This is a genomic window from Apibacter sp. (genome assembly GCF_025291155.1).
GTDB lineage: Bacteria > Bacteroidota > Bacteroidia > Flavobacteriales > Weeksellaceae > Apibacter.
This window is the reverse complement of the sequence record NZ_JAMBJZ010000038.1, coordinates 1-18,374: the sequence shown is the minus strand read 5'-3', so window position 1 is coordinate 18,374 and position 18,374 is coordinate 1. Positions and strand designations below refer to the sequence as shown.

The 18,374-nt window shown below is 30.6% G+C and carries 15 protein-coding genes; 7 read left to right on the top strand and 8 right to left on the bottom strand.

What is annotated here, in order from left to right; genetic code table 11:
• The 8 genes from M3Z80_RS05275 to M3Z80_RS05240 all read right to left on the bottom strand — a co-directional run.
• The coding region (locus tag M3Z80_RS05275; RefSeq protein ID WP_293918244.1) for a TonB-dependent receptor at positions 1-892 on the bottom strand (892 nt) is incomplete at its 3' end.
• A 127-nt stretch (positions 893-1,019) separates the two neighbouring features.
• The gene (locus tag M3Z80_RS05270; protein WP_293918242.1) at positions 1,020-1,430 is read right to left on the bottom strand and encodes an HYC_CC_PP family protein; all 411 of its coding nucleotides are present in this window, start codon (positions 1,428-1,430) and stop codon (positions 1,020-1,022) included.
• 62 nt (positions 1,431-1,492) lie between these two features.
• The gene (gene purH, locus M3Z80_RS05265) at positions 1,493-3,001 is read right to left on the bottom strand and encodes a bifunctional phosphoribosylaminoimidazolecarboxamide formyltransferase/IMP cyclohydrolase (RefSeq protein ID WP_293918241.1); all 1,509 of its coding nucleotides are present in this window, start codon (positions 2,999-3,001) and stop codon (positions 1,493-1,495) included.
• Positions 3,002-3,017: 16 nt separating this feature from the next.
• Positions 3,018-3,998, bottom strand: a complete 981-nt coding sequence (locus tag M3Z80_RS05260) for an SRPBCC family protein (RefSeq protein ID WP_293918240.1) — start codon at positions 3,996-3,998, stop codon at positions 3,018-3,020.
• A 239-nt stretch (positions 3,999-4,237) separates the two neighbouring features.
• On the bottom strand, positions 4,238-4,642 hold the full coding sequence (locus M3Z80_RS05255; RefSeq protein ID WP_293918238.1) for a DUF1573 domain-containing protein: 405 nt from the start codon (positions 4,640-4,642) through the stop codon (positions 4,238-4,240).
• Between the two features lie 33 nt (positions 4,643-4,675).
• Complete coding sequence (locus tag M3Z80_RS05250; protein WP_293918237.1) at positions 4,676-5,035, bottom strand: DUF1573 domain-containing protein; 360 nt, start codon at positions 5,033-5,035, stop codon at positions 4,676-4,678.
• 106 nt (positions 5,036-5,141) lie between these two features.
• The gene (gene namA, locus M3Z80_RS05245; RefSeq protein ID WP_293918235.1) at positions 5,142-6,209 is read right to left on the bottom strand and encodes an NADPH dehydrogenase NamA; all 1,068 of its coding nucleotides are present in this window, start codon (positions 6,207-6,209) and stop codon (positions 5,142-5,144) included.
• A 761-nt stretch (positions 6,210-6,970) separates the two neighbouring features.
• Complete coding sequence (locus M3Z80_RS05240; RefSeq protein ID WP_293918233.1) at positions 6,971-7,696, bottom strand: DUF6882 domain-containing protein; 726 nt, start codon at positions 7,694-7,696, stop codon at positions 6,971-6,973.
• A 117-nt stretch (positions 7,697-7,813) separates the two neighbouring features.
• Between M3Z80_RS05240 and M3Z80_RS05235 the strand changes: the two genes are divergently transcribed.
• The 7 genes from M3Z80_RS05235 to M3Z80_RS05205 all read left to right on the top strand — a co-directional run bounded on the left by M3Z80_RS05235 (position 7,814) and on the right by M3Z80_RS05205 (position 18,096).
• Positions 7,814-9,187 carry a TolC family protein gene (locus tag M3Z80_RS05235; protein WP_293918231.1) on the top strand — a complete coding sequence of 458 codons (1,374 nt, stop codon included), beginning with the start codon at positions 7,814-7,816 and terminating at the stop codon, positions 9,185-9,187.
• 8 nt (positions 9,188-9,195) lie between these two features.
• The gene (locus M3Z80_RS05230; RefSeq protein ID WP_293918229.1) at positions 9,196-10,188 is read left to right on the top strand and encodes an HlyD family secretion protein; all 993 of its coding nucleotides are present in this window, start codon (positions 9,196-9,198) and stop codon (positions 10,186-10,188) included.
• Complete coding sequence (locus M3Z80_RS05225; protein WP_293918227.1) at positions 10,188-11,354, top strand: ABC transporter permease; 1,167 nt, start codon at positions 10,188-10,190, stop codon at positions 11,352-11,354. Before M3Z80_RS05230 ends, M3Z80_RS05225 begins: the two co-directional genes overlap by 1 nt.
• Positions 11,347-12,537, top strand: coding sequence for an ABC transporter permease (locus tag M3Z80_RS05220; protein WP_293918225.1), 1,191 nt, complete (start codon positions 11,347-11,349; stop codon positions 12,535-12,537). Before M3Z80_RS05225 ends, M3Z80_RS05220 begins: the two co-directional genes overlap by 8 nt.
• A gap of 208 nt (positions 12,538-12,745) precedes the next feature.
• Positions 12,746-14,338, top strand: a complete 1,593-nt coding sequence (gene pckA / locus M3Z80_RS05215) for a phosphoenolpyruvate carboxykinase (ATP) (protein WP_293918223.1) — start codon at positions 12,746-12,748, stop codon at positions 14,336-14,338.
• 151 nt (positions 14,339-14,489) lie between these two features.
• The gene (locus M3Z80_RS05210) at positions 14,490-15,062 is read left to right on the top strand and encodes a DJ-1/PfpI family protein (protein WP_293918222.1); all 573 of its coding nucleotides are present in this window, start codon (positions 14,490-14,492) and stop codon (positions 15,060-15,062) included.
• 712 nt (positions 15,063-15,774) lie between these two features.
• Complete coding sequence (locus M3Z80_RS05205) at positions 15,775-18,096, top strand: ATP-dependent helicase (RefSeq protein WP_293918220.1); 2,322 nt, start codon at positions 15,775-15,777, stop codon at positions 18,094-18,096.
• The last annotated feature ends 278 nt before the right edge of the window (positions 18,097-18,374 follow it).

The window sequence follows — 18,374 nt, the reverse complement described above, 5'->3', positions numbered from 1 at the left end:
AAAGAGGATTATCAAGAAAACCGTCATGATTCATGTCTTCTTTGACTAGTCTTCCGCTAAAATGAGATAAAGTTGTATTGCTCCAATCGTTGGATATTTTTGATGCATTTACCATATTTAATTCTAATCGCGCATTTTGATTTGCAAAAAAATTAATATTAGTAAAATTTTTATCTTTATACTTCATTAATTCAGTGTTAATTTGTCCGGTAATAGCCTCATAGCCATTATTAATGGTACTTCCACCTTTTGTTAGTTGTATACTGTTAATCCAAGTTCCGGGAATAAAATTTATACCACTTGCTGATGATAATCCCCTTACTTCTGGTAAGTTATCTACTGTTATAGATGTATACTTTTGATCAAGTCCTAACATTCTAATTTGTTTCGAACCGGTTACGGCATTTGTTGTTGATACATCAACTGTAGGGTTAGTTTCGAAACTTTCTGCCAAATTACAACAGGCTGCTTTCAATAATTCGGTTTTATTAATAGTATAAGTAAGAGATGCTGAATTAGCCTTGATACTTACGGCATTTGCTTTTTGACGTATGACAACTTCATCCAATAATTTTTCTGAAGGAGATAATTGTAGTTCTAGATAAATTTCCACAGGCTCGTCAACATTTTTTATTAAAATTTCTTGAGAAATAAATCCTTCTTTTGAAACTTCTATAGAAAATAGTCCTTCGTGATACATTAGCTCAAAATTACCCAAGCTATCAGTTACGGTTTTCATAACGGGATGTTCTTTCCAGTTTACATCAGCATTTTTAACGGGAATATTCTCGCCATTTTCTAAAGAAGTAACGATATGACCTTTTAATGTTTTATGCTGTGCGATTGAAAATAAGTTTAAGAACAGCAAAAACATAACTATATATTTTTTCATTTTTTATTTTTAGTATAATGTTATATTAAAATTTTGACTGTATTATTGAGTAAGTATATAAACAATAATACATTTACATCTAATCCATATTTAGGGATTAAACAAATTGACTAAAATGAAAAATATATTATCCGTAATAGGTATAACGACAATAAAATTTGTATAATTTAGATATTGAAGGGGGAGGGTTTGAATAAAGTTGAACAATTCCCTCTTTTTTAGAAAAAGCTAAAATAGGTAATTCCCAATTTACATCAGGAACTATAGCAATAAAATAATAATTTAAATTTGTAAAGAAATTATCAAAAGAAAATACGGAATGCTCATTAGATTTAATAAGTACATCTTTACAACATAAATCTCTTTTTAAACAAGGTATTTCTCTTAATTTTGGATCTGTTTTTACTACAGTTGGAAATTTTTTTGAATTAACCGTATAGCCTATATTCTTTCCATGACACCAGTTTTGGTATATATAGATATTAAGATTTGCAAATAAAACCATGCAAATCAATAGTATAGACTGGATTAATTTCATACCGTAAAGATAAAAATATTTTTACAGATTTTTCATCTGAAAAAATTTTATATGATAATAAATTAATGTTTGAAATGTCTAATGCCTGTAAACAGCATGGCGATATTATGTTCATTACAAGCGTCAATGCTTTCTTTGTCACGTATTGAGCCACCGGGTTGAATAATTGCTTTAATACCATTTTTAGCAGCAGTGTCTACCACATCTCTAAATGGAAAAAAAGCATCGGAAGCCAAAACCAAATGATCTGTCCTTTTTTCTTTAGCACGTTCAATTGCCTGTTGAGCTGCCCATATTCTGTTAGTTTGCCCGGAACCGATTCCTATGGCTTGTTGTTGAGAAGCAACAACGATGGCATTTGATTTAGCATGCTTAACTATTTTTTGAGCAAAAATTAAATCTTTTAGTTGATTTTCATTTGGAGATGTATGAGTTACTTGCTCAAAATCCCTAGTAGTACCTTTATCAACATCTTGTACTAAAAGTCCTCCATCCACTTTTACGAATTCTATAGAATCGGATAAAGAATTATTGATTTTTATGACTCGTAAACTTTTTTTTGTTGATAATATTTGTACTGCTTCAGCTGTAAATGCCGGTGCTATAACGATTTCTAAAAAAACGGTAACCAATAATTGTGCAGTTTCTTCATCAACAGTTCTATTAAATGCTACAATTCCACCGAAAATCGATATTGAATCACATTCGAACGTTTTTTTGTATGCTTCAACAACATTATTTCCAATGGCTACTCCACAAGGTGTAGAATGCTTAACAGCGCAACAACAAATTTCTGAAAACTCATTGACTACTTTATAAGCCATATCCATATCACGAAAATTGTTAAATGAAAGTTCTTTACCTTGTAATTGTTCAAAGTTTTTCATTGCCCCGTTTTTAGTTTTATCTATATAAAAAGCAGCCTTTTGGTGAGGATTTTCACCATATCTTAAATCTTCTATTTTTTCATAAGAAGTATTTAAGAATTGCGGATAATCATCGTTTAAAATATAATTGGAAATGGCAGCATCGTAGGAAGAGGTTAGATTAAAAACTTTACCTGCTAACTGTTTACGTGTAGCAAGAGAAGTATTTCCATCTTTTTTCATTTCTTCTGTTACTAATGCATAATCTTCAATCTGACAAACTACAGTTACAGAATAAAAATTTTTGGCAGCGGAACGCAACATAGTAGGTCCACCTATATCAATGAATTCAACCATTTCCTCTTCGGATAAATCAGTATTTAATTTTTCGAAAAATGGGTATAGATTTACTACAACTATATCAATAGGACGTATTTGAAGGGTATGGAGGGATTGTATATGTTCTTTATTCTTTCTTGAAGCAAGTATTCCTCCATGAATGGTTGGATGTAAAGTTTTTACTCTTCCATCAAGGATTTCAGGGAAACTCGTGTAATCATTAACCTCTGTAACTTCAATGTTATTAGATTTTAAATGCCTGTAAGTTCCTCCGGTTGAAATAATTTCATAGCCTTGAGATTTTAAAAAAATTGAAAAATCTATAATGTTAGTTTTGTCTGAAACACTTATCAAAGCTCTTTTCATAAATATAATTTTACATTTATTCGGTAATTAAATAAAAGGCCTTACCCTTAATATCATCGTCAATGGATGATGGATATTCTTGATATTCCTCCCAATAAATATTTTTAAGTTTAACGTCGTTGTCTTTAGCGTATTCCTCTAATATATAGCGAGCATTAAAAAGATTGTGAACTTTTTCATTTATAGGAGTTGTAATTGCTTTTCCATTAGGAAGTGTAATAAAATTCATTGCACTACTAGGTGGAATTATTGTTGCATCTATGGCATAGCCTGAATAAAATATAGTCTTATTAGCTATAGTATCCACCGTAGTATAATAAATTATAGGTTTTTTAATTTCATTACTTGAATACTTTAAACTATCTGTTAGGTATTTTGAAATATCCTGTAAGGATTTATGTGCGGCATTATAAACATCGGAATATTTGGATGATGTTTCGCTTTTTATACATAAAAGTTGGATTCCTTGAAAGTCAATATACTTGATGCCACCACCCTCAGATATTTGTTTACGGGAATGTACAACCTCTAATAAATTTGTAAGTTTTTCAAGACTTTCAGCTAAACTTTCTTTAAATTTATGAGAATATAAATAAGCAAAAATACGGGTAAAGTAAGAAAAATCTTCTGTCTTCAAGTGAATCGAAACGGTAGTCATATTTTCGTTAGATTCAAAATCAATATCTTCAATACAAACAACTCCAGTTTCTACAAATATAATTTGAGATTTTATATATTTATTTAATTTACTTTTTAATATTTTATATTCTCCTTTACCAATAGTATTATTTTTGGAATTGCTCCAAGTTAAGCTGCTACCGGTCCCCTTATAAGGAGAAAAATAATTTATTCTTGTATTAAGAGAATCGTCATTGATTAAAAGCCCCCAAGCTGCATATTTCTCCAATTCATTAAATTCTGCAAAAACTTCACTGATAGGATTGTTAAAATCTTTAGAAATAGTAATTTCGATATTTTTAGAAAGAAATGATGGCATTATACAGCCTGCTACAATTATCAAAAAAACTAAAAATAGAAAAATATTAACGATCTTTTTCATGTAAATTAGAGAATATTAGAGATAAAAACGAATTTAGTGTATTAACTTTTTGTTAAAACACAAAACTACAAAAAACAAACGTACACAGGAATAAAATAATTTTTAATTTTAAAAAGAAAGGACATTGTCATAAGCAATGTCCTTAGTATTAGCATAATAAATAATTAACACTATTTTTAAGGGTTAGCTGCAGCCGGAGTTTCAGGATTTATGACAGTACCTTCCACTTTAACTATGAAACTGGACTCATTTATGTCGTTAGATAAAATAGTAATCTTCCTGTTAAATTTACCGGCTATAGATGTATTGTAGGTAACTGTAATTTCTCCTTTTTTTCCTGGAGCTATAGGTTCATTTGTCCATTGAGGTACAGTGCAGCCACATGAAGTTCTAATATTGGAAATAATTAATGGTTTATCTCCGACATTTTGAATTTTAATAATTCTTTTGCCATCAGAACCTTTATCTATTGTTCCATAATCTACCGTATTATTTTCATAATTGATAATTTTTATCTCCTGAGCATTGCTGAAAAAATATGCTCCCAATAGGAATGCTGAACTTAGAATGAATTTTTTCATATTTGATTAATATTAACTATTATTTTTATAAGATTATTGTACTTCTCCTTTAATTTTTAAAAGTTTTCTGGAAATTTTGGGATCATTACTAAAAACTTCAATCGATTTTGAAAACTTACCTATATTTTTTGTATTGTATTTTACAGTTATTTCTCCTTTTTTTCCTGGTAAAATTGGTGATTTTGTCCAAGTAGGAACAGAACATTCGCAAGAAGATTTGACATTAGAAATAATTAAAGGTTTATCACCCTCATTAGTAAATTTAAAAGTTTGATAACCGTCTGAATTCTTTTTTATAATTCCATAATCTATTTGGTCTTTTTCAAACGAAATAGACTGAGCTGAAATAAAATATCCTAAAAATAAGAAAAATAATATAGCAGTTTTTTTCATGAATGCAAAGTTACGAATTTTAATTTTACTTTAGCTTGTTTTAGCTTCAAAAATAATACCATGTATATTAAAAAAGATGTAAATAAACAATTATTTTTCAATAAGCTTATCGGAATTTAGATAATTCATACTGGGGTGGCCAATCAATAGTATTCTCTAATATATTTGCTGCCTCCAACACAAAATATGGATTGCGTAATAGTTCTCTACCTACAAAAATTAAATCAGCTTCTCTGTTTTCTAGAATTTCCTCTGCTTGAATTGCATTGGTGATTAGCCCAACAGTTCCGGTAATTATTTCTGAATTATTTTTTATCTTATTAGCGAATGGAACTTGGTAATTTGGCTTGTTTGGTATTTTTGCATAAGGAATTAACCCGCCTGAAGAAACATCCATTACATCAACTCCTAATTTTTTAATTATTTCAGCTAATTCTGTAGATTCATCTACAGACCATCCATCTTCTTCCCAATCAGTAGCAGAAATTCGTACCCATAAGGAGACTTTTTTAGGAATGATTTTTTTAATCGACTCAATGATTCTGAGTAAAAACCTAATTCTGTTTTGAAAATTACCTCCATAATCATCTTTTCTTTGATTACTTAACGGTGATAAAAACTCATGAATTAAATATCCATGAGCAGCATGGATTTCAATAATATCATAACCTGCTTTAACTGCTCTTTCGGCACCTTCCTTAAAATCATTTATAATAATATTTATTTCATCAACGGAAAGCTCCCTAGGTTTTTGATAATTTATATTAAATGGAATGGGAGAGGGTGAAACTATTGCCCATTTACTATAGCCCTCCTCCAGCTTTTCACTAGGATTCCATGGAATAGGAGTACTTGCTTTTCTTCCAGCATGCGCTAGTTGTATGCCGGCTAAACAATTGTTTTCGTGGATAAAATGTACTATTTTGCTTAATTCAACAATATGTTCATCTTTCCAAATCCCTAAATCTTTATATGTAATTCTTCCTTGTGGCGAAACGGCAGTAGCTTCTTGAATGATTGCGCCAACTCCTCCTACTGCTCGGGCACCATAATGGACAAGATGCCAATTATTTGCAAATCCATCATGTGCTGAGTATTGACACATAGGAGACATTACAACTCTATTTTTTAAAATAATATTTCCCAGTTGTAGGGGGGTAAATAGTTTCGACATAATATTATAATATTTTTATAATTGTAAATAATTTTTAAATTTTTTAAAATGATGTTGTCAATTTGCTACCTGCTATTTCAGCGATCAAGTAGGAGAAATAACCTAAACCTTTTTATCATGGCTCATTTCCGGTTTTACATACTCAATTATTAAGCCAACGATTAGTGTAGTCAAGTTAACTATTCTTATGTAAAATCGTAGAGATGAAGATGATAAAATCTATTAAGGTTTTCGCTACCTTTTGGTGAACTTCCGTTATAAAACTGGTTTAATTTTCACTTGATAAGTTGCTTCGCGATATCGAACTTATCATAATACTTACTCAGTTTATTACTCATATTGGCTATTACGATTAGGATAGATTAGAAATGAATACAAATAATGGTGGTTTGCATGATTTGATTTCATGTCACTTACACCACTTATTAGGCAAATAGCCTAAGCTGTAGTTGGGATAAATTTGAAATGAATGCAGGAAATAATGGTCTACCTGATTTGATTAGTGAAATGTTTAACTGGATACCAAAAACAGAAAGAGGAATACAGCTATGTAGTTAATAATTAATTTTACAAAAAGTCGGATGGGGATCCGGCGGTTAATTGTTCTTAATATGGTATATGGATTTCATATCTCAGTACAAAATCACTTAATATCAATCCCCATCGATAATTAACTAACGCGAGTAATTCATCAATGTTTTAAAAATAATAACGTCCTTTTATTAATAAATTTTTATTTGTATTTTCACTAATAATCGTTTTTAGCCTTCTAGTCCAATTAAGCGCGATGAATTGTCAAATTTTGCGCTGATTTGGTTTTCACCTTTGATTGCGACCAGCTTTAAACCATCATCAAAGGTTATTTGATAATCTTTAGCTAGCAAATAGTGTTTTATTGCAGCATAGTGATTCACTTCATAATTGGCAATTAATTGCGGGATTACGCTAGCAATGCGGTGATGAGTGTTGTTTTCTTGATGAATTTGGTTAATATTCTCATTATTAAAAATTAACACAAGTGCACCTTGACCATAATCAGCAACATAATAACCACTTGAATCAAACATACCACTAGCAATAAGTCCAATTAGGTGTAAATTCGCTTCAGAGGATTCAAATTTACGAATTTTAAATAAATCAATATTGTGCTCTTCACCATATTTTTTAAGCTCAAGAGACTGCTGAATAACACCTTGTGGAAGATCAGATTGTTCATTGCCCCAAGCCCAAAGCCAAGTCGCGGTCGAATGCGAAAAGGTTCCCAATAGCTGAAAAGAACAATATAAATCACCGCCAAAAACAATTTGTTGAGCATCCATATCAATTTCCCAAGGCTTATCGTCAATAACACCATCTAAATCGATTTGCTTTTCAAAACCAAGCCCTCCATATTGTTCAATAAGTGATTGGAATGATTGTTTTTCTTGATGTTGTTCAGTTTGGTCGTGTTTTTTACTTTTTGAAAATAATTCTTTCAAGAATTTCATATGTATTGTTTTTAAAATATTTAAAATCCAAAGTTAATAACTTTGCAATGCATACTTCAATTAAAAATAAATTATATTAAAAAATATTTTATTTTTGTACTTAAATATACAAAAAATATGATAGGATATATCAGAATTTCCTTGACATTAGTGGTATCATTTAGTTTATCCTTAAAACTCTGTTCACAATCGCTATCATTTTCTGAATCTCAGATTATTATGTACAAAGAAAATAATCTGATTAAAGCTGTCGAAAAACAGGAAGAAGCTTATCAATTCGATTTTAAATCTTCTAAAGGATTACGTTATCCCCAATTAGATGTATTTGGTGTTGGGATATATAGGGATAAAAGGATTGGGAGCAATTTAAATAATGCAAGGTCAGAAGTTGCTAATATTTTGAATATTTCGGATCCCGAAGAATTGGGTAATTGGGATGTAAGGCTTCTAAAAAGAGATATTTTGTTAGGAGGGGTAAAATTTACTTGGCCGATTTTTACAGGTGGTAAAATTAATGCAGCAATAGAAGCTTCAAAAATAAAAGCTGAAATAGGAAATAAAGAATTAGTAAGTACTAAAAACAAGCTCATTTCAGAATTGGCTCAACGATATTTTCAGGTAAAACTTGCTGAGGAGGCTGTTATAGTAAGAAAGCAAGTATTGGACGCTATGAATAAGCATTTATATAATGCATCAAAAATGGAAGAACAAGGATTGATTGCTCCTGTTGAAAAGCTTCAAGCGGATGTAGCCGTTTCTGAAGCAAATCGTCAATATCTTGCCGCCCAAAAAGACGCTGAATTGACACGACTGGCTTTGGCAAATACTTTAGGAATAGATGGGATAAGTCAAGAATTATCTACTCCTTTCTTTATTGTTCCGTTTTTACAGCCATTAGAATATTATCAGAATTTTGCTATTGATAATTATCCTGAGTTACAGAAACTTCAGCTACAAATTGATTTAGCTAATCAAGGGCTAAAATCCAAGCAATCTACTTATTATCCAACAATATCAGCATTAGGTAATTCAATTTTAGTACATAACAATCCGATAGGCGGAGTGGAAAAAAATAAAAAACCATGGTCTTTAGGAGTGGGTTTGTCTTATAATATTTTTAGCGGTTTTCAACATAAAAATGAGATAAAATCCGCTAAGGCAACTAAAGAGAGTATTGAATTCCAACAAGAGAAAGCGAAAAAAGATATTCGTACAATGATTGAAAAAATATTTCAAGATTTACAAAAGCAGGAAGAGCAGATACAAAATTTGGAGGTTCAGATTGTACAAGCAGAAGAATTAGTAAGAGTTAGAGCAAGAGGTTTTTCTGAAGGAGTACAAACCTCTACGGATGTAGTAGATGCAGAAGTTAATTTATCAGGGATAAAACTACAAAAATTACAGGCCAGTTATGATTATGTAGTTGATTTAGCATCTTTATTAGAATATAGCGGATTAAGTCAAGATTTTATAAAATATACGAATCAATAGTCATTTATATGAAAAGTAAACTTATAAGTTCAATCATAAGTATTATTATAATAGTAGCAATAATAGGACTATCCATATGGTTTATGAATAAACCAGCAAAGGAAACTATTCAAGGACAAGTAGATGCTACTCAAATTAATGTGTCCCCTAAAATAGCTGGAAGATTGGAACAAGTTTTAATAAAAGAAGGAGATATGGTGAAAGAAGGAGATTTATTAGCTGTTCTAAGCACACCTGAATTAGATGCGAAATTAGTACAAGCTGAATCAGCAAAAGCTGCTGCAGAAGCTCAAGATAAGAAAGCGAAGACAGGAACCAGATATGAGCAGATCCAAGGAGCCTTAAACCAATGGCAACAGGCAAAAGCTTCTGCTGAATTAGCAGAAAAAACTTACCAAAGAATGCAGAATTTATACAATGATAAAGTTATTTCTGCACAAAAAAGGGATGAAGCCTATACACAAAGTAAAGCATCTAGAGAGCAAGAAAAAGCAGCTTATGCAAATTATGAAATGGCCTTAAACGGATCTAGAAGTGAAGATAAAGAAGCGGCATCGGCACAAGTAAATCAGGCGCAAGGAGCAATTGAAGAAGTGCTGGCCTATAAAAAAGAAGCAAAAGTTTTGTCTCCCGCAACCGCAGAAGTTTTAAAAATAATTCCTAATAGAGGGGAGGTGGTTAGTGCTGGATATCCTATTGTTAACCTTGTAGATTTAAATGATGTCTGGGTTGTCTTTAATATTAAAGAAAATTTAATGGGAAGCTTTAGTAAAGGAACCACTTTCGAAGCTCAAATTCCTGCTTTAAATAATAAAAAGATCAAATTACAAGTTCGTTATATTGCTGCTCAAGGTGATTTTGCCACATGGAATGCTACCAAGACTCAAGGCGATTTTGATATGAAAACCTTTGAAATTAAAGCCTATCCTACAGAAAAAGTTGAAGGATTGAGACCTGGTATGAGTGCTTTAGTAGATGAAAAATCTTTGAAGAAAAACTAATGCGAAAAGGTTTTTTTCCTATATTTTTAAAAGAATTTCAACGGCTACTGACTAGTCCAAGATTACTGTTTTTGGCGGTTATTCTACCTTGTGGAATATTTCTATATTATGCAAGTTTATTACAACAAGGAGTTCCAAGAAAATTTCCTGTTGTTTTACTGGATCAAGATAAATCTAACACTTCTAGGAAATTAGGAAGAATGTTAAATGCAACTTCTTCATTAAACATTATAACTGAAGTTGAAAATCAGCAAGATGGAGAAAAACTAATTAGGACGGATCAAGCTTTTGCGTTACTTGTCATTCCAGTAAATTTTGAAAAAAATATGTATAGAAACATAAGTTCTCAGTTAGTATGTTTCTACAATAATAATTATTTATTAGCTGGAGGACTCATTAACAAAGCCTTTCAATCTACAGTAGGAACGCTTGCTGCTCAAGCACATATAAACGGATTAACCCAACAGGGTTTAACTCAAAAACAAGCTATAGCAGCGACATCACCTATAAGTACTAAACAGCATATATTATTTAACCCTTATACAAATTATTCTTATTATCTTACTGTTTCACTAATGCCTATGGCTTTGCAGGTTATTATGATAGTAGTATCAATTTATGTATTAGGGTCTGTATTGAAAGAAAGGAAAGGAAGAGAATTATTCGTTGCAAGTAGAGGAAATGTATGGATTTCATTTTGGGCTAAATCATTACCATATACCATTCTATTTTCTATCGTTGGCTTCTTTATGAATAGTTTATTATATTATAAGATAGGAATTACTTTAAGAGGTAATTTTTTTATAGTAAATATTTATTTTATAGTTTTTGTATTAGTTTGCCAGCTATTAGGTTTATTTTACGTTAGCTTTAATAAAGATTTACGTACTGCACTTACGTTAGGTGGCTCTTATTCAGCTATAGCGTTTTCATTTACAGGATATACTTTTCCTAAAGAAGGATTACCAGATGTGATACAATACATAAGTTATACCTTTCCATTTACTTCCTATTTACGTTTTATAATTGATTATGCAATAAGAGGTATAGAAATTGGAAGCTTAAACTTCGGATATATAATAGCTTTTATGGTATTCTGCGCATTAGGATTTATTTCAATGCCTCGTTACAATCGATTATTAAAAAAAGGAGGATATTATGCTTAAAGTTTTGTTAGAATATATATCAGTAATTGGTAAAACATTTCTAAGAGAGATTCGTCTTATATTATCCGATTCCGCTGTAAAATCATCCTATCTTATAAGCCCTATTATTGTTGGATTCTTATATTCCTACATATACTCCCATGAAGTAGTTACAAAAATACCAATTGCTGTGGTTGATCAAGATCAGTCACAAATGACTCATACGTTAACACGTATGTTGAATTCCTCTCAACAGGTAAAAATAAATCATTCAGCTACAAGCTTACTAGAAGCGGAAAATCTTTTTAATTTGGGAAAAGTAAAAGGAATTATTTTATTTCCTAAGGATTTTTCCAGAGATTTACAAAGAGGAGAAGTTCCTTCTATTGCTGTATATTGTGATGCTTCTTATATGCTTTATTATAAACAGTTTTTAACTTCAGTAACGGCTTCCGTTGGAAACTTTAGTGCTCAAATAGAAGTTAATAAACTTATGGCCAGTGGGGCATCTCAAAGACAAGCAGTTGCTTCCCGAAGACCCATAGAAACCATATCTGTACCATTATTCAATATTGGATCAGGATATGCAACATTCGTAATGCCGGTTGTATTTTTAATAGCAATTCAGACATTGCAAATTTCGGCAATGGGTGTATTAGGAGGGACACAAAGAGAAAGAAAATCATTTATTAAATTATATCCTTTTATTAAAAGACCGTTGGGAGCTATTCCTGTATTATTAGGAAGATCAGGAGCATATATGTTAATATCTATGATTCTTATGGTAATACAAGTAGGTTTAGTTATGGGACTTTTTAATTTTCCGCAACGAGGAAATCCTTTTGAGATATTCATTTTTTTAATACCATTTATATTTTCAGTAACATTTTTAGGAATTTTCTTAATGAATTTTTTTAAGCAGAGAGAAGATGCTATCATGGTAGTTACTATTTTTTCTATACCCTCCTTATTTTTATGCGGAGTATCTTGGCCAACATTGGCTTTTCCTGACTGGATAAAAGGTATTTCTTATTTATTCCCGTCTACTCTGGCAGTAAAAGGTTTTTTAGAAATAACACAATTCGGAGCTAGCCTTATTGAAATTAAAGAACTTTGGATGCAAATGTGGCTAACTTGCTTCGTTTATTTTATTCTAGCTGCTTTAACTTTAAAAAGATTAGCTTTTGTTAGTTTAGGAAAATAAAATAAAAATAATATTATTTAGAATATTTTTTTTAGTAAAAGCAAGTAAATATTGCTTTATATGTTTATTTGTTGAAAAAATATTTTATTTAATGAATATAAATATATTTTCAACTTGTGAGTTATATCATATATAATAGAAAAAATTATGTTGATTTATATTATTAGATTTGTATATACAAAAAAAGAAAATTAATTTATTTTAAATTATGGAAGACTTAATAAAATCACTAGAGAAACATGGAATCTCAGGTATTACAGAAATTGTTCACAATCCTACCTATGAACAACTTTATCAAGCTGAAATGGACCCTAAAAATGAGGGATATGAAAAAGGAGAATTGACTACATCGGGAGCCGTAGCAGTTAAAACAGGAGTTTTTACCGGACGTTCGCCTAAAGATAGATATATTGTTAAAGATTCAGTAACCGAAAATACTATATGGTGGGATGGAAAAATTAATGTTCCAACAACGCCACAAATTTTTGATAATCTAAAAGGTTTAGTTGCAAAACAACTTTCCAACAAAAAACTATATGTGGTTGACACATTTTGTGGAACTAATAAAGATACAAGAATGAAAGTTCGTTTTGTTATGGAAGTGGCATGGCAGGCACATTTTGTTACCAATATGTTTATACGTCCATCCCAATACGAACTTGAAAATTATGGAGAACCTGATTTCTTTATTATGAATGGTTCTAAAGTAACCAATCCGAACTGGAAAGAACAAGGACTTAATTCTGAAAACTTTGTTATGTTTAACTTAACACAAAAAGTTCAGATTATAGGAGGAACTTGGTACGGTGGAGAAATGAAAAAAGGAATGTTCTCTATGATGAATTATTATTTACCATTAAAAGGTATGGCTTCTATGCACTGTTCAGCTAATGTAGGTGAAGCAGGAGATGTAGCTATATACTTTGGTCTATCGGGAACAGGAAAAACAACTTTATCAGCAGACCCTAAACGTTATCTGATCGGAGATGATGAGCACGGATGGGATGACAACGGTGTATTTAATTATGAAGGCGGTTGCTATGCAAAAGTTATTGATCTTTCTGAAGAGAAAGAGCCGGATATATGGAGAGCAATTAGAAGAGATGCCTTACTAGAAAACGTAGTTGTAAAATCTAATGGAGAAGTTGATTTTAAAGATAAATCCATCACTGAAAATACACGTGTTTCTTACCCTATTTACTACATTAATAAAATTGTTCTTCCATCAAAAGCAGGGCATGCTAAAAAAATCATTTATTTATCAGCAGATGCCTTTGGAGTACTACCTCCAGTATCAATTTTAGATGAAGAACAAGCACAATATCATTTCTTATGTGGATACACCTCTAAATTAGCAGGAACAGAAAGAGGAATTACAGAACCTCTACCATCATTTTCACCAGCATTTGGAGAAGCATTCCTATCATTACATCCAACTCAATATTCAAAAACTCTGGTATCTAAAATGAAACAGCATGGAGCGAAAGCATATTTAGTAAATACAGGATGGAATGGAACAGGTAAACGTATATCATTAAAAGATACTCGTGCAATTGTAGATGCTATTATAGATGGTTCTATTGAAAAAGCGCAAACCAATAAAATTCCATATCTTAACTTAACTTTCCCAACAAAATTACCTAATGTATCAGATATATTAGATCCTAGAACAACTTATTCAAATGTATCTGAATGGGAAACAAAAGCAAAAGATTTAGCAGCTAAGTACATTGCAAACTTTGAGCAATATACTGATACTGAAGAAGGAAAAAAATTAGTTGCAGCTGGACCTAAATTGTAATTTTAAAAACACTTAATTATAATAAACTTTGAATTCCCTGAATTTTTCAGGGAATTTTTTATATTATGTTATTATATGTTGATTAAGAGATAAATAATTTAATAAATTCTTATTTTAGTAAGATAAATGATTATATGAAATGAAAAAGAATATGAAAATTTTAATGTTAGCCGGAGATTTTGTTGAAGATTACGAAATAATGGTTCCATATCAGTCACTATTATCTTTAGGAGTAGAAGTAGATGTAGTATGTCCGGATAAAAAAGCCGGTGATAGCATAGTAACTGCGATTCACGATTTTGTTGGATTTCAAACTTATCAAGAGTTAAGAGGTCATAATTTTATAATCAATAAAACTTTTTCAGAGATTAATCCTGATGAATACAACGGGCTGTTTATAACAGGCGGAAGAGCTCCCGAATATATCCGTTTAAATGATAAAGTGCTTGATATTACACAATATTTCTTTACACAGCAAAAACCCGTTGCAGCAATCTGTCATGGAATACAGGTTTTAACGGCAGCTGGCGTAATAAAAGGAAGAACAGTTACATGCTATGAAGCAGTGGCGCCCGAAGTAAAATTGGCTGGAGCCATTTATAAAAAAGTGGATGCTACAGATACTGTACTTGATGGTAATCTAGTTACTTCACCTGCATGGCCGGGAAATGCTAAAATTCTTAGAGATTTTTATAAAATGTTAGGCATTATAATTACAAATTAAAACATACATATCATCTCACTAATTGTTTATAATATTTAGAATCTAAAAAAGAATAATACTTTATAACGAAAATGCAATATCTAAAAAATATTGATTTGACATTAAGTTTATAAAAGACAGCTATTACATAAAAGATTAGATTAATATTTCACTACTGAAAAAATGAAAGTTAGAAAAGGAATTCGGTTTATTTCCAAAACATGAGCAAAAAGGAATAAAGTTTGATTTTAGTAATACATCCTAAGTAATTAATTCTCATAAATAGTTTACGAGAAATAGCTTATTTACTTTTTAATAAAATCCCTTTTTAAATTGATATATAATTTAGAATTCTAAATTATCTTGTTATTTTCCTTAGAATAAAAAATAGAGCTAATCGATTATAACACATAATGATACAATTAGAGGATATATAAGATTTTTTTTAATTTATGATATAAAAGAAAACGAAGTGCATTTTGGTTTAAACGATACTTCATTTAAATTATAGAATTAGCGTTTTCGTCGTATATCAAAATAGTTGCAATAGTAAAGTAAATACCCTCTTAAAATAAAATTCAAATATATATGAACCTAATTAAATCTTTTCATAAATTAATAGTTAGGTCTAATTTAAAATAAGCGTATTCAGAAATAATACTTAACCATTAATAACCTCTTCATTAAGTAAACTGTAGTAATTTTCTTAAAAATTCATACCTTTGATTTTCGTATGAAAGATTTATTTGCAGATTTAAACGAAGTTCAAAAACAGGCAGTTAGCACAACCGAAGGACCTCTAATGATTATTGCGGGAGCAGGTTCTGGAAAGACAAGAGTTTTAACGTATAGAATTGCCCATCTTATAGATAAAGGTGTTGACTCTTTTAATATTCTAGCCTTAACCTTTACAAATAAGGCAGCTCGTGAGATGAAAGAGAGGATATCGTCATTAATTGGGGGTACTGAAGCTAAAAATTTATGGATGGGAACTTTTCATTCTGTTTTTGCAAGAATTTTACGTGCAGAAGCAAATAAGTTAGGATTTCCTTCAAACTTTACAATTTATGATCAGCAAGATTGTCTAAATGTAATTAAAAAGATAATCAACGAATTACAGCTTGATACGGATATTTATAAACCTAAACAAGTTTTAGGAAGAATATCAAGTTATAAAAATAATCTGATAACTGTTCGTGCCTACTTTAATAATCCTGAATTAATAGAAGCCGATACAGCTGCTATGCGTCCCAAAATAGGACAGATTTACCAAGCATATGTAGAACGTTGCTTTAAGTCAGGTGCCATGGATTTTGATGATCTGTTGCTTCGTACCAATGAATTGCTTACACGTTTTCCTGAATCATTGGCTAAATATCAAGATCGTTTTCGTTATATTATGGTAGATGAGTATCAAGACACTAATCATTCACAATATTTAATAGTGAAAGCGTTGGCTTCAAGATTCGAAAACATTTGTGTAGTTGGTGATGATGCGCAATCCATTTATGCTTTTCGGGGCGCTAATATCAGGAATATACTTAATTTTAAAAAAGATTACCCGGATGCCCAAATTATCCCTCTTGAACAAAATTACCGATCTACACAAATAATTGTTGAAGCAGCTAATGAAGTAATAGCTAAAAACCGCGACCAATTAGAAAAAAATGTTTGGACACAAAATCCATCAGGAGATAAAATCCCTGTTTATAGAGCACTATCCGATGCCGATGAGGCGAATTATGTAGCTTCAGAGATTTTTTCACTTAAAATGTCACAACAGAAAAAAAATAAAAATTTCGCTATACTTTATCGAACAAATGCACAATCTAGAGCCATTGAAGAAGCATTGCGAAAAAAAAATATATCTTATAAGGTATTCGGAGGACTTTCATTTTATCAAAGAAAAGAAATTAAAGATCTTCTAGCCTACCTAAGAATTTTAGTAAATCCTAAAGATCAAGAAGCTCTGTTAAGAATAATTAATTATCCTGCTCGTGGAATTGGAGATACTACTATTAATAAACTTATTGTTGGAGCCGATCAACAAGGAAAATCTTTAGATGAAATCTTAGAGCAGATAGAGTTTTATGGTAATTCATTAGGCATTAACAAGTCAACAATCGATAAATTAGCCAATTTTTGGACTATGATTAAGAGTTTTCAAGTATTATTGAAAACTGAAGATGTATATGAAGTTGCCATGCGAGTAGCCGTCACTTCCGGATTATTAAAAACTTTGAAAGAAGACGATACCCCTGAAGGAATATCCAGAGTTGAAAACATTCAGGAATTATTAAATAGTTTACAAGGTTTTGTTGATGAACAAAGACAGCTAGATGGAGGTGATCCAAGTTTGAATTTTTTTCTGGAAAATATAGCTTTAGCCTCTGATTTAGATTCGGAAGATGGAGAAGAAGATAAAGTTTCTTTAATGACTATCCATTTAGCAAAAGGATTAGAATTTCCCATTGTTTTCATTGTTGGATTAGAAGAAAATTTGTTTCCTTCTCAAATGTCGTTGAATACTCGACAAGAATTGGAAGAAGAAAGAAGATTATTTTACGTGGCTTTAACAAGAGCAGAAGAAAAAGCCTATTTCACTTACGCTACAACCCGTTTCAGGTGGGGGAAAATAGTTGATGGAGAACCTAGTAGATTTTTAGAAGAAATCAGTGAAAAGCATTTGGAGGTATTAAATATTAATTTTACCAATTCCATTAGAAATAATTCTGGATTAAATTTGGATTTGTTTGAAGATGATTTTGTGCCTCGCTACCCTAAAGGACCTAACCCTAAGTACCAAAAAAACGATGCTCAAGTAAAATCTCCACAAAATTTAAAACCAATTTCGAGTGCAAAATTAACAAATCCGGTTGGCGGATCGATTGCTAATTTAAAAATTGGTGATCATGTATTGCATGATCGTTTTGGTAAGGGAAAAGTTATATCAATTGAAGGTGATCCTGAAAATGCAAAGGCACTTATTAATTTTGAAAATGAAGGGGATAAAAAGCTCTTATTAAAATTTGCTAAGCTAAAAGTGATAGAATAATATTGATCAAACTAATTAGAAATAAATATAATCAAAAAACGACCTATAAAGTCGTTTTTTTTGTTGTTAATATAATAAATTTACTGCCTTAAGTCTTCATTTTTTATTTAATTAAATAAATTTATGGCGTATATACATTTTTCAAAAATATATAATAATAAATTACATTTGAGTAAGAAAATTTGTTTATAATTTTCCATTTATTAACCAATTATAAAAGATATAACTCAAACATTTCGTTAAAAGATTTATTTATCTTAAAAATATACTTTTATGAT